This is a genomic window from Rhizobium sp. CF080 (genome assembly GCF_000282095.2).
Taxonomy (GTDB): Bacteria; Pseudomonadota; Alphaproteobacteria; order Rhizobiales; family Rhizobiaceae; genus Neorhizobium.
On sequence record NZ_AKKC02000015.1, the window covers coordinates 253109 to 265797 of the forward strand.

General features: G+C 62.6%; 13 protein-coding genes. 6 read left to right on the plus strand and 7 right to left on the minus strand.

Going from position 1 to position 12689, the window contains the following annotated elements:
* Positions 1-114 precede the first annotated feature (114 nt).
* The gene (locus PMI07_RS28250; RefSeq protein ID WP_007770100.1) at positions 115-2736 is read right to left on the minus strand and encodes a PAS domain-containing sensor histidine kinase; all 2622 of its coding nucleotides are present in this window, start codon (positions 2734-2736) and stop codon (positions 115-117) included.
* 252 nt (positions 2737-2988) lie between these two features.
* On the opposite strand from PMI07_RS28250, the gene PMI07_RS28255 reads away from it, so the two are divergent.
* Entirely contained in the window at positions 2989-4089 is a 1101-nt protein-coding gene (locus PMI07_RS28255; RefSeq protein WP_024164235.1) for a flagellar biosynthetic protein FliO, read from the plus strand.
* 87 nt (positions 4090-4176) lie between these two features.
* Here the strand turns inward: PMI07_RS28255 and dksA are convergent, their stop codons facing one another.
* A complete protein-coding gene (gene dksA / locus PMI07_RS28260) occupies positions 4177-4596 on the minus strand; it encodes an RNA polymerase-binding protein DksA (RefSeq protein WP_007771163.1) in 420 nt (139 codons plus the stop codon).
* Between the two features lie 270 nt (positions 4597-4866).
* Here dksA and PMI07_RS28265 point away from each other — a divergent pair, with 270 nt between their 5' ends.
* The 4 genes from PMI07_RS28265 to PMI07_RS28280 all read left to right on the plus strand — a co-directional run bounded on the left by PMI07_RS28265 (position 4867) and on the right by PMI07_RS28280 (position 8656).
* Positions 4867-5376 (plus strand): histidine phosphatase family protein, encoded by a 510-nt coding sequence (locus PMI07_RS28265; protein ID WP_037088677.1) that lies wholly within the window; start codon positions 4867-4869, stop codon positions 5374-5376.
* 77 nt (positions 5377-5453) lie between these two features.
* Positions 5454-6923, plus strand: coding sequence for a YcjX family protein (locus PMI07_RS28270; protein ID WP_024164236.1), 1470 nt, complete (start codon positions 5454-5456; stop codon positions 6921-6923).
* Complete coding sequence (locus tag PMI07_RS28275; protein WP_007770318.1) at positions 6920-7999, plus strand: TIGR01620 family protein; 1080 nt, start codon at positions 6920-6922, stop codon at positions 7997-7999. Before PMI07_RS28270 ends, PMI07_RS28275 begins: the two co-directional genes overlap by 4 nt.
* Before the next feature lie 102 nt (positions 8000-8101).
* The gene (locus PMI07_RS28280) at positions 8102-8656 is read left to right on the plus strand and encodes a hypothetical protein (RefSeq protein WP_024164237.1); all 555 of its coding nucleotides are present in this window, start codon (positions 8102-8104) and stop codon (positions 8654-8656) included.
* 15 nt (positions 8657-8671) lie between these two features.
* Here the strand turns inward: PMI07_RS28280 and folK are convergent, their stop codons facing one another.
* Genes folK through folP form a run of 3 tightly spaced genes read right to left on the minus strand, consistent with a single transcriptional unit; the run spans position 8672 to position 10423 of the window.
* The gene (folK, locus tag PMI07_RS28285; protein ID WP_007754539.1) at positions 8672-9199 is read right to left on the minus strand and encodes a 2-amino-4-hydroxy-6-hydroxymethyldihydropteridine diphosphokinase; all 528 of its coding nucleotides are present in this window, start codon (positions 9197-9199) and stop codon (positions 8672-8674) included.
* Complete coding sequence (gene folB, locus PMI07_RS28290; RefSeq protein WP_007754542.1) at positions 9183-9548, minus strand: dihydroneopterin aldolase; 366 nt, start codon at positions 9546-9548, stop codon at positions 9183-9185. Before folB ends, folK begins: the two co-directional genes overlap by 17 nt.
* Complete coding sequence (gene folP / locus PMI07_RS28295; protein ID WP_037088561.1) at positions 9548-10423, minus strand: dihydropteroate synthase; 876 nt, start codon at positions 10421-10423, stop codon at positions 9548-9550. Before folP ends, folB begins: the two co-directional genes overlap by 1 nt.
* A gap of 115 nt (positions 10424-10538) precedes the next feature.
* Between folP and PMI07_RS28300 the strand changes: the two genes are divergently transcribed.
* Positions 10539-11150 carry a DUF922 domain-containing protein gene (locus PMI07_RS28300; protein ID WP_037088678.1) on the plus strand — a complete coding sequence of 204 codons (612 nt, stop codon included), beginning with the start codon at positions 10539-10541 and terminating at the stop codon, positions 11148-11150.
* A gap of 405 nt (positions 11151-11555) precedes the next feature.
* On the opposite strand, the gene PMI07_RS28305 is transcribed toward PMI07_RS28300, so the two are convergent.
* Both PMI07_RS28305 and PMI07_RS28310 read right to left on the minus strand, forming a co-directional pair.
* Positions 11556-11876 (minus strand): 2Fe-2S iron-sulfur cluster-binding protein, encoded by a 321-nt coding sequence (locus tag PMI07_RS28305; protein ID WP_007754550.1) that lies wholly within the window; start codon positions 11874-11876, stop codon positions 11556-11558.
* Positions 11877-12018: 142 nt separating this feature from the next.
* On the minus strand, positions 12019-12387 hold the full coding sequence (locus PMI07_RS28310; protein ID WP_037088679.1) for an Hpt domain-containing protein: 369 nt from the start codon (positions 12385-12387) through the stop codon (positions 12019-12021).
* Positions 12388-12689 lie beyond the last annotated feature (302 nt).

Here is a 12689-nt window from a genome sequence, read left to right on the forward strand (position 1 = left end):
TCAAGATGTTCACCCCTCTTCGAGGTGTGGAAAATTCGCGTTTGAAATCAATGCGGCGCCGCAATCGCCAAGCGAATCGCGGCGTTTGAAATTTTACGAGAGACCGTCCGATTCTCACTCCGAATCGAGCATTTCCCGGACCGCGACCGCGAGCTGCTTCAGCGAGAACGGCTTCGGCAGGAAGCCGAACTTGGCGTCGGCCGGAAGGTTGCGGGCAAACGCATCCTCCGCATAACCCGAGACGAAGATGAACTTCATGTCCGGATAGGTTTTACGCAGCTCGGTCAAAAGCGTCGGCCCGTCCATTTCCGGCATGACCACGTCGGAGACGACGATATCCACCTGGCCCTGAAGCTCTTCCATGATATCGAGCGCCTCGGTGCCGGAACCCGCCTCGTGAACGGTATAGCCACGCGTCTCCAGCATACGCTTGCCGCCGCGGCGGACCGCCTCCTCGTCCTCCACGAGCAGCACCACTGCCGACTTTCCGGTGAGATCGAGGTCGTCGGAAGCGGGCGTCGACACGACAGGCGCCAGAACGGCCGGCTGCGCCGGCGCGCCGGTTGCGTCAGCCGATCCACCCTCCTGCACGACGACCGGTGCTTCGGGAATGTGGCGGGGCAGGAAGATGCGGAAACTGGTACCGCGACCGACTTCCGATTCGGGATAGATATAACCGCCGGACTGCTTGACGATGCCGTAGACCATGGAAAGGCCGAGGCCGGTGCCCTTGCCCACTTCCTTGGTGGTGAAGAAGGGTTCGAAGATCTTGTCCATGATCTCGGCCGAGATGCCCGTGCCGGTGTCGGACACTTCGACCATGACGAAATCCTCGGCCGGCAGATCCGTCTGGTGGAAGCCGCCCGCGTCCTCGGCGGACACGTTGCGGGTCTTGATCAGGATCGTGCCGCCCTGGGGCATGGCGTCGCGCGCGTTGACGCAAAGATTGATCAGCACCTGCTCGAATTGCGAAAGGTCGGTGCGCACCGGCCAGAGATCGCGGCCGTAATCCACTTCGAGCTTCACATTGGTGCCGGAGATCAGCCGGTCGACCAGCATGCGCAGGTCGCCTACGACATCTGTGAGGTTCAGCACCGCCGGCCGCATGGTCTGCTTGCGCGAGAAGGCGAGCAGCTGGCGCACCAGCACCGCGGCGCGGTTGGCATTGCGCTTGATCTCCATCAGGTCCGCGAAGCTTGCGTCTGAGGGGCGCGCCTGCAGGAGGAGGTGGTCGGAGGACAGAAGGATAGCGGTCAGGACGTTGTTGAAGTCATGCGCGATGCCGCCCGCCAGAGTGCCCACCGCATTGAGCTTCTGGGTCTGTGCCATCTGGGTTTCGAGCGCCTTCTGCTCGGTCGTCTCGACGGCATAGACGATCGCCGCCTCTTCCGGCGCTTCGTCGCTCTCGTCGATCACGGCGTTCACGTAGAAGCGCACGTAGCGGTTCTCGTCGCCGGGATGGCGCGAATCGATCGGGGCGATATCCCCCTGCCCATCCTTGGCGGCGGCAATCGCGTGCATCAGATGCTGGCGGGAATTGTCGTGCACGATGCGGTCGAGTTCGATGCCGTTATCCACGTCATCGCGGGAAACCACCCCGGCAAACAGTTTGAGGAAGGGCGCATTGATGCGCAGGATCCGGCCTTCGCCATCGACGGAGGCGATCGCCATCGGGGTGTTGTTGAAGAAGCGCGTGAAGCGCATCGCGGATGCCGACTGATCGCCCTCGCCGCCCTTGGGCCGCGTCAGCACGATGGTGCGGCTTTCGCCCGGCGCACCGTCGCGGGTGGCGCTGACATTGTGCACCAGCCGAACCGGCAGGCTCTGACCGTTGGCGCGGCGCAGGTCGAGGTCGAGCGTCTCGGTGCGCTTCAGCCCCGGGGCTGCCTGCACCGACTGCACGAGCGCCATGCCCTCGCCCGCCACCAGATCGGCAATGGTCATGGAGCGCGGCAGGAATTTGGTCAGGTCGATGCCGAGCCATTCGGCCAGCGTGGCGTTCAGGTAGAAGATTTCACCCTTCTTGCCCGCAGAGAAGAAGCCGACGGGCGCATGGTCGAGATAGTCGATGGCGTTCTGCAGCTCGCGGAAGAACCGTTCCTGGTCGTCGCGTTCCGAGGTGATGTCGGTAATCTGCCAGATGTCGAGCTGGCCCTTGCGGCTGTCGGAGGGCGTCAGCAGCCGCGCCTTGAGACGGTACCAGTGGGCGCCGGAGCCGTTTCCGGTCGGGCGTCCGATCGGCTGCAGAAGCCGGAACTCCTCGTGGCCCTCCCGGCCTTCGCGCAGGGCCGTCGTCAGCCGGTAGAGCGCCTCGGTCGATTCGCGGGTCTTGGACAGCAGCGCTTCGAGCGACTGCACATTGCTGGCCTTGGTCGCACCGGTCATCCGGCCATAGGCGGCGTTGGCGTAGAGAATGCGGCCCTTGACGTCGGTGATCAGAATGCCGTCGGGGTGATTGGCGAGGAAACCGCGGGCCAGCTCGTCGGACCGAGACTGTGGCATGACCTCGACCAGGCCGATGATCGAGGACACCAGAAAGAAGATGCCGACCATGGCGAGAATGCCGAGCAGACCGAGCACCAGCTCATTGTCGAGCGCATGCTGAAACAGCACGAAGCCGGCGGCCACTCCACAGAGAACGAGCGCCAGCAGAACGATCCGGATGATGGTGCCGCCACGCGTCCCTTTTTCCACCAGGGGCGCCTCGTAGTTGCCGCTCTGCTGCAACTTCGTCATCAATTCCTCGCATTTCGACCGGCGCTGCGGCCATGAACATTCAGGGATCAGGAATCCCGCGATTCCTTATTAGCAAGTTGCAGGTTCAGCAAAAAGCTCCGCAAGGCCACAAAAGCCGGGACAGTTTGGCGGAGTGACCTATCTTTGCTTATCTGCGCTGTCTTTCAGCCCGGGACAATGACAGTTAGCAGCTTGCTTCGGTAGGAAAAAAGTCGTTTTTTACCGCGGCGATCACATGAGGAGTGACAAGAGATGTTAGAAGAGCTGATGGGCGCCTATGGAGGCCGCCTGGTGATCGCAGTCGTCGGCGTCGGCATCGGGCTTCTCGTCCTCATCGGCGTCCTCTGGCTCATCCGCAGCCGCAGCGGCCCCTCGCCCTTCGTGCGCGGCGGCAAGAATCGACAGCCGCGACTGCAGGTGCTGGATGCGGCAGCCGTCGATGCAAGGCGTCGCCTGGTTCTCATCCGCCGCGACGGCGTGGAACATCTGATCATGATCGGCGGACCGACCGACGTCGTCATCGAAAGCGGAATTTCCACGGCGGCAGTCGCCGCGCCGGTGATCCCGGCCGCCGCGACCAACCGTTTCCAGCCGCTGGACATGACGGTCCCGGTTCAAGCCGCACCGGTCATGGAACCTCGACCGGCTCCGGTTGCCGAACCACGCCCTGCCCCGATCCCACGCCCCGCGGCACCGGAAACGCGCTTCGATGCGGCCAGGGAAAGCGTCATCCCACCGCGTGAGACGCCGCGCGTAGCTCCGCCCGTGGCGCCGGCGGCGGCACCCGTTGCCGGGGCACCGATACCGATGAGTGGTACGCTGGCACCACGGCCCGCCCCGGTTGCCAATGCAATTCCCGAGCCGACGGCCGCCCCAAGGATAGAACCGCCGGCCCGCCAGGTTTCGGAGGTAAAACCGGAACCGTTGCGGCCGATCGCAGCCCTGGCGGCCGCTGTGACTCCTCCGACACCGGCTCCGCCTCCGCCGCCCGCTCCCGCACAGGTTCCGGCTTTCGACGACGCAGTCGATATGCTCGACGCCGCCCGTGGACGGGTTTTCCAGGAAGCGCCCGAGCCGCGTGTCGTGCCGGCCAGCGCCGCGATCGTGCCGCCTGCCCTGCAGTCGGCAGCCGACAAGCCGAAACAGCTCGGCAGTGACTTTGAACGGATCCTCGAGGAGGAAATGGCCAACAACCTCGCGGCCCGCGAGACGGTTGCCATCCCCCAGCCGAACCGTCAGACACCCCCACGTAACGCCGGCGTGCCGCCGGTCACGGGCGCTACGCCCGAACCGAGCCTGCAGTCGGAAGTCGCCCGCATCTTCGGCGAGATGTCCGTCACCCGCGACAAGTGAGCGTGAAGCCAGTTTTCCAAAAAAATCCGCCAAGAAAAAAGGCACGGAGAACCGTGCCTTGAATTCGTTTACGGCTGGTCGGGCGATTTATTCGTCCCGATAGACCTTTTCACGACGCTCGTGGCGTTCCTGCGCTTCGATCGACAGTGTGGCAATCGGACGGGCGTCGAGACGCTTGAGTCCGATCGGTTCGCCCGTTTCCTCGCAGTAACCGTAGGTGCCGTCCTCGATGCGCTGCAAGGCGGCATCGATTTTGGAAATCAGCTTGCGCTGACGGTCACGGGCTCGAAGTTCGATGGCTCTGTCGGTTTCGGAGGAAGCCCGATCGGCGAGATCGGGGTGGTTGGCGCTCTCTTCAGCCAGGTGGCCGAGCGTTTCGCGCGCTTCTCTCAGGATGTCATTTTTCCAGGCGATCAGTTTTGCCCGGAAATATGCCTTCTGATTTGCATTCATGAACTCATCGTTTTCAGAGAGCACATAGTTGCTAAGATCGATCTTCTCACTCAACGCGATTCTCCTGAAGAACATCTCATGCGGCGCTCTATATCCTATCCTCCCATGCCGATTCAAGCCTCGCGCTCAGTATTGAGGCATTTTTAAAACTGTCATAAAAATCCGCTAAACGGCTATTTTTTAAGCTTTTATTCGAAACACCCCAAACTCTTCTCCACAGGCAGTTGTGCTCGGCAGAGCTATTTCGAAACATCTGCGGCAGTTGACGAGTCTCGTGACGAAAGGCTACCCATGCCTTCCATCCTCTTAACAGCGGTGCCGGGCATGACGACGATCACTCCTCCTCCTTCCCGCATCTACCTCCTACGGCATGCCAAGTCCGGCTGGGCGGAGCCCGGACAACACGATTTTGATCGTCCTCTCGACAACCAGGGTTTTGCGCAGGCCGAGATCGTTGCCGACAAGGCGGCCGATCGCAGCTACCGGCCCGATATCCTGATCAGTTCCACCGCCATGCGGTGCCGCCAGACCGCCGAAGCCGTCCGCCGCGCGATCAGCGAGGAGATCGAGCCGGTGTTTGTCGATGAACTCTACAACGGCTCGCTCGGCACCTATCTCGCCATTCTCGCAGGCCAGCGGGACAGCAGCTCGGTCATGCTCGTCGGCCATAACCCGACCATGGAGGAAGTCCTGGAAGGGCTGATCGGCGCCGACCAGATGGTTGCGGCGGTTCCGGGCGGTTATCCCCCTGCCGGTCTTGCGGTGCTCGATTATCGCGGCTTTGTCGCGGGCTCGGATGCCGCCTGGGTGCTGACCGATTTCCTGACCGCCTGATCTCGATCCGGCAACGGCCGTTGCGGCCCCGCGCCCGCTTCCTATATAGGCGTAAACACTGGACCCGGAACGACGCCTTGCCGCCTTCGCTTACCAGCTTCTCGGATGACGCGCGCATCGCGCTCGACAATCTCGCCGACCGCGCCTCGGGCCTCGTGCATCCGACGATCAGGCTCGGCGTGACCGGCCTGTCGCGGGCCGGCAAGACCGTGTTCATCTCGTCGCTCGTCCACAATCTGCTGAACGGCGGGCGGCTGCCGCTCTTCGAAGCCATGCGCGCCGGCCGGATCTCGGCGGTACGGCTCGAACCGCAGCCGGACGACGCCATCCCGCGCTTCCAATACGAGGACCATATCCAGGCCCTGGTGCGCGACCGCATCTGGCCGGATTCGACCCGCGCCATCTCGGAGCTGCGGATCACTCTCGACTACCAGAGTGCCAGCGGCTGGGGCCGGATGTTTTCGCGCGGCCGGCTTTCGATCGACATCGTCGATTATCCCGGCGAATGGCTTCTCGACCTGCCACTGCTGGCGCAGGATTTTCGCACCTTCAGCGATAATACCGCAACCCTTGCCGGGACCGGCATCCGCGAGGAGCTGTCGAGGGAATGGTTGGCTCTCGCAAACGGCATAGATGCGGACGCCCCGGCCGACGAAATGACCGCCAGGCGGCTGTCGGAAGCCTTTGCGGGCTATCTCAAGGCCTGCAAGGCGGACGAGCGATCGCTTTCGACCCTGCCGCCCGGCCGTTTCCTGATGCCCGGCGATCTCGAAGGCTCGCCGGCGCTCACTTTCGCGCCGCTGCCGAACATGCCCGAGACCCGGGCGCCGAAGGGCTCGCTGCGGGCGATGATGGAGCGCCGCTACGAGGCCTACAAGAACGTCGTGGTCAAACCGTTCTTCCGCGAGCATTTCGCCAGGCTCGACCGCCAGATCGTGCTGATCGACGCGCTGCAGGCGATCAACCGCGGGCCCGAAGCGGTGCAGGATCTGGAACGGGCGCTGACCGACGTGCTCGCCTGTTTCCGGCCCGGCCACAACAGCTTTTTTTCGTCCCTGATCGGTCGCCGGATTGACAAGGTTCTGGTTGCGGCCACCAAGGCGGACCACCTGCATCACGAAAGTCATGACCGCCTGGAACGGCTCACGGGCCGGCTGGTCGACCGCGCCGTCCAGCGAATCGGCATGGCGGGCGCCGGCATCGAGGTGATGGCGATCGCCTCGGTCCGCGCCACCCGCGAGGCGACCGTCAAGGAAGACAATCACCTCCTGCCGGTCATCGTCGGCACGCCTATTTCAGGCGAGATGATCAATGGCGAGCGCTTCGACGGGCTTAAGAAAACTGCTATATTTCCCGGTGACTTGCCGGAAGATCCTGAAGCATTCTTTCAAAGACTCGATTCGGCCGGTGCGGAGCTTCCCGAGATCAATGTGGTGCGCTTCCGCCCGCCGGCGCTCGAGGAGGCGAATGGCGGCTTGAAGCTCTCGGTGCCGCATATCCGGCTCGACCGCGCCATGCAGTTCCTGTTCGGAGACCGACTCGCATGAGACCGCCCGAAACACCCCAGAACGGCAAGCGCCGCCCGGCCTCTTTCTCGGTCGAAGACGAGAGCGTGTCCGCAAACCAGACCCTGCCCGTCCCTCGCCGCAGCCCGCGCAGCTTCGAGGATGGCGTCGTGGTAACGCCCGACGAACAGGATCCGTTCGTGACTCCGCCTGAACTGGCCGCAGAGGCGATCCCGGTCGCCGAACCTCGGTCGCGCAAGAAATTCTCGTTCGTCAATCTGGCGGCGGCCGCCTTCGGGACCTTCCTGTCGCTCGCCTTCGGGCTCTGGGCCGATAGCGTCATCCGCGATCTGTTCACCCGTGCCGACTGGCTGGGATACGCGGCACTCACCGCGCTTGCCATCGGACTCGTTGCCGTCGCCGTGATTGTCGGCCGTGAGATTTTTGGCATGATGCGGCTTTCCGCCGTCCAGACCCTGAAAGCCCAGGCGGAAGAGGCGGCTCTTTCCCCTCGCCCGATCGCTGCACGCGCAGTTGTCGTGACACTCACCAAGATCCTCACTCACCGGGCGGAGACTGCAAGGGGTCGCGCGAACCTCGATGCCACGAAGGACGAGATCATCGACGGGCCGCAGCTTATCGAGCTCGCCGAGCGGGAGCTTCTGGCGCCGCTCGACCGCAAGGCCCGTGCGCTCATCCTCGGATCGTCCAAACGGGTCTCGATCGTCACAGCCGTCAGCCCGCGTGCCATTGTCGACCTTGCCTATGTGCTCTTCGAAGTGACGCGGCTGATCCGCGCCATGGCCGAACTCTATGGCGGTCGGCCAGGAACGCTCGGACTGTTGCGGCTGATGCGGGACGTGATCGCCCATCTTGCCGTCACCGGCTCGATCGCGGTCGGCGACGGTGTTGCGCAACAGGTCCTCGGACATGGCCTTGCCTCGAAACTGTCGAAGCGGCTGGGCGAAGGCGTGATCAACGGCCTGCTGACCGCGCGAATCGGCATCGCTGCCATGGACCTCTGCCGACCGCTGCCCTTCCGTGTTGTAAAAAGGCCGGGAATCGGCGATTTCATTTCGGATATTGCGACCGTCGGTGGGCGGAAAGATGAACAATAGAGTGGTTGACCATCGCCCAAATCCGGCCATCGTCACCAGTCGTTAACCATTCCCACCTAAATTACGGGACACTCAAAGTTGCTGCTCGTCAGGGGAAAGTTCATGTATTCGCGCTTCTTTTCGCTTCTCGGCGGGTTCGCCGTTCTGACAGTCGCGGCGACCTCCGCCGTGGCGCCGCAGGCTGAAGCCGCTCCACGCGACAAGGCTTTCTTCCAGTCGGTCGCGGGCATCTGGAAAGGCCCTGGCGAAATCGTCGCCGGCAAATACAAGGGCACGAAATTCAGCTGCAACCTGACCGGCGCCGCCGTTCCGGACAGCAATGTCGGCATCAAGCTCGACGGAACCTGCCGGGTCGGCGTGTTCCAGCAGCCGATGTCGGCCACGATCACCCAGAGCGGCCGCGGTTATACCGGCAAGTTCCTGGACGGCGCCGAGGGCAAGGGTCTCGACATCATTTCCGGCTCGGTCAGCGGCGACAAGGTCGTCATGGGCATCAACCGCAACCAGCTCAACGGCGCGATGGTCGCGAGCCTGCGCGGCGAGAACAAGATGAACATCACCATCTCGATCAAGGTCGAGGACCAGATGGTTCCGGTGATCGGCCTCAGCCTCGACCGCGACATGGATTCGATCGCCGTCGGCTCGATCCAACAATAAGACACCAAGGGCGCCTCAGGCGCCCTGCCACCAGTCCCGGCTGTCGCGCGCGACCTTGATGCCGGCAATATCGGCTCCACCAAGCCAGTCGCGCACTTTCCTTCCCTTCACAAGAAGATCCGGGGCGATGTCGGCAAGCGGCATCATCACGAAGCCGCGGTCGGTCATGCGCGGATGCGGCACTTCCAGTTTTTCGCTTCTCTGCTCGCGGGTGCCATAGGTCAGGATATCGATGTCAATAGTGCGCGGTCCCCAGCGCTCCAGGCGGATACGCTTCATGCCGCGCTCGATCGACAGGCACACGTCCAGCAGGTCCTCGGGCTCCAGCGAAGTTTCCACCAGGACGCAGCAATTGTAGAAGTCGGCCTGGTCGGTCTTTCCCCAGGGCGGCGTCGAGTACAGTTTCGAGACGGCAACAACCCGGCAATCCTCGCGCGCATCGAGCTGCCTGAGGGCCTCGGCCATGGACGACGGCGGATCCCCGATATTGCCGCCAAGACCGAGCGCCGCGACCTCCCACGTCTTTTCAGGCGAAATGTTCAACACGCACCTCCGCATAGTCCAGGATGCCGGGGATCGGCACGCTCGGCTTGCGCACGGCGATCTCCACCCGGCGGATCTGCGGGGTCCAGGCGCAGAGCGCCTTGGCGATATCCTTGGCGAGAGTCTCGATGAGGTTGCGGCGGTGTTCGGTCACGACCTTCTCGACGATCTCGTAGGCGATACCGTAGTGGACCGTACTTGCGACGTCGTCGTTTTCAAGCGCCTCGTCCGCCTCCACGTCCATGGTGACGTCAATGAAGAAACGCTGGCCGAGCGTGGCCTCCTGCTCGAAGGCGCCGTGCTTGGCGTAGAATGCACAGTTCTTCAGCGTGATCGTGTAGGTCGCCATCAAAGGCCCTCTCTTTCCTCATGAGCGGAGGCAGCCGCAAGAACCGCGTCGGCCATCGCCAGCGCATCGCGGTTGGCTGCGACATTGTGGACGCGGAAGATCGAAGCGCCCGCAAGGCGCAGGATCGCCGTGGTCGCAGCCGTGCCGACGTCGCGCTCGTCCGCCTTTTCGCGGCCTGTGACAGCGCCGATGAAGCGTTTTCGCGAGGTGCCGGCGAGCAGCGGAAAGCCGAGCCGGTGCAGTTCGGCGAACCGCGCCATCAGTTCCATGTCGTCGTCACGGTCCTTGGCAAAGCCGAAACCCGGATCGAGCACGATCGCGTCTTCGGGAATACCGGCTGCGCCGGCGATCTCGAGCGACTGCTGCAGGAAGAATTCCTGGTCGGCGATCCGATCGGCACGTTTTTGCTGCTCGCGGCCTCGGCCGGTATGCATGATGCAGACCCCGGCTGACGTCTGAGCCGCAACGGTCGCGATCTCCGGCTCACGCTGCAGGCCGTGGACGTCGTTGATGATATGAGCACCCGCCGCCATCGCCAGACGCGCGGTTTCCGCCCGATAAGTATCGATCGAGATCAACGCATCCGTCTCGGCAGCGAGTTTTTCGATCACCGTCAGGACGCGGTCCTGCTCTTCCGCCGCTGTCACCTCGGCGGCACCCGGCCTCGTCGATTCGCCGCCGATATCGAGGATGCCGGCGCCGTCGCGGACGCAGGAAACGGCGTGAGCCACCGCCGCATCGACGTTTCCGTATTTTCCGCCGTCGGAAAAGGAATCGGGCGTGATGTTGATGATCGCCATAATCTGGCCTTGCCGGCCGAGTTCAAGGACACGGCCGCGCCCGACACGCCAGATGCTGTTGCGCTGCGATATCACTGGCTGGCCGTCTGTCGAAGGGTAACGCAAAATTTGATGCCTTTGTGTTGCGCTCAGGCTGGCTATGCCCCAAGGTCCCCATAAGTTCAACGTCGCAGGCCATAGAATGTTCTCCATGCGCAGAGTCCGCCGGCTTTTCGGTGCCATTCTTCTCCTCTGCGTGATCCCTGCGACGGCCATTGCAGAGCCGATCATCAACAAGACCTATTCCTATTTCCGGATCGGCGGCCGCACGGCCGAGGATCTCGACAAGGAGCTGGAGAACCGCGGCCCCCTCACCCGCGCAACCGGCCATCGGCATCCGGGCGCCACCGAAATCAAGTTCGGCGGCGATGTCACCTATGTGGAAAGCGGCGGCCGCTGTTCGGTCGGCGGGGCGCGGGTAACGCTTCGCACCCACCTCATCCTGCCCCGCTGGGGCAATCGCAGCCGCGCCGCGACCGATCTCGGCTTCATCTGGGATACGCTGTCGAAGGATATCAAGCGTCACGAGGAGCGGCATGCGGAAATTGCCCGCACCAATGCCCGCCAACTCGAACGGGAACTGCTCGCGCTCGCCCCCAACAAGACCTGCGATGCGCTGGAACGGCAGGTGGCGGAGACGACCCGCCGGGTTCTCGAAGCGCATGACCGGGAGCAGCTCCGATTCGACCAGATCGAGGCGGCCAATTTCGACGCGCGGATGATGCGGCTCTTGCAGTATCGCATGAAACGATCCGGCTATTGATCCCGCTTTTTCGTGAATCAGCCCGGCCAACCGCCACGAAGCTTTCGCGGAACTTGCGTCATCCCCCGTCAATGACGGGTGATTTATGGTGATGGTCTAAAATACGAATCCCGGATATAACCTAAGACATAGCTTACCTACCGACGCTTCGAAAACCGAAGCAGATGAGGTAGATAGCCGCAGGATTAGCGTACCTTTCCGGTTTTCGGACCGATGTGTCGGACGCGGTTGTTTCAGGTGTTCCTGAGTTTTGGTTCCAGTGTTGAGTTCTCCTGGCGCGTCTTCAAGCCGCAGGTGTTTCCTCCCTCCCCTGCTGGTGATGCGCCCGCCTTGCCTCGCTTGCCGCTTTTGCGGAGCGAGGCTTTTTTTTGCCCGGAAATCGGGAATGTGACGATCAGGCGGCGATCAGGCCTGGCGCTCGGGCACGTTGACCACGAGCCCGTCGAGATCCGCCTTCACCTTGATCTGACAGGAAAGGCGCGAGGTCGGCTTCACCTCGAAGGCGAAGTCGAGCATGTCTTCTTCCATGGGCGCCGGTGGGCCGACTTTCTCGGTCCAGGCCTCGTCGACATAGACATGACAGGTGGCACAGGCGCAGGCGCCGCCGCATTCGGCCTCGATGCCCGGGACGGAATTGCGAACCGCATTCTCCATAACGGTGGAGCCTGGCTCGGCTTCGATATCGAAGCGTGTTCCGTCGAAGGCAACGATGGTCAGTTTCGTCATGATAGGGAAATCCGGGATGTTGAAGGGTCAGGGCACACTATTTCAGCGCGCTGTCTTCCAATAAAACCCCGGCACAGTCAACATTTTCAGGCGCCGCCGGCTGTTCCATCGGCGCCGCGGCGAGTTGATTCGCCGAATCGCTTCAGCGGCAGAGCTTGTTGATGAAGTTCTCGGCTTCGACGACAGCGGCCGCCACCGCGGCCCGCAGCGAGGCGTCGTTGCCGTTGTCCTCAACGCGCTCGGCAGCAGCCGAAACCTTGAAAGCGCCGACCGCACCCGCTGCACCCTTGAGGCGGTGCGCGGCGGCGACGACGTGGGCACTATCGGCACTCGCCATGTCGTGGAGCGCGCGGCGCGCCTGGCGGGCGAACATCTGAAGCACTTCGACTTCCAGGTTCTTGTCACCCATGGTCTGGGTCGCGAGATGGACGAGATCGATCGGGCGGGACTGCGAAGGGCAAGCGCCCCGCAGCGTTTCTGGGGCTTCGAACGCGATACTGACGGCTGCCATTGCCATGAACCTGTTTTCCCTGTTGTTCTTCTGATAATGTCCCGAATTGTGCGGGCTAATCGCAGCTATCCCGTTAAATTCCGGCACAATCTGGGCCGGTTTCTTCCCATATGGTTAATTTCTGCTAAGCTCCCGGGATTTTAGGACTTTTGCATCTTCGCATGGTTTAAATTCTGTTAACAACATTCCACGGCATCATTCGAAGGCAGGCGTCATAATTGTGCAGGGTGGCCGAATGTGCCACTACAATACGCCTAAGGTGGCGGGGAATATCGTCCTTTTGCCCCGGATGGTAGGTTGGT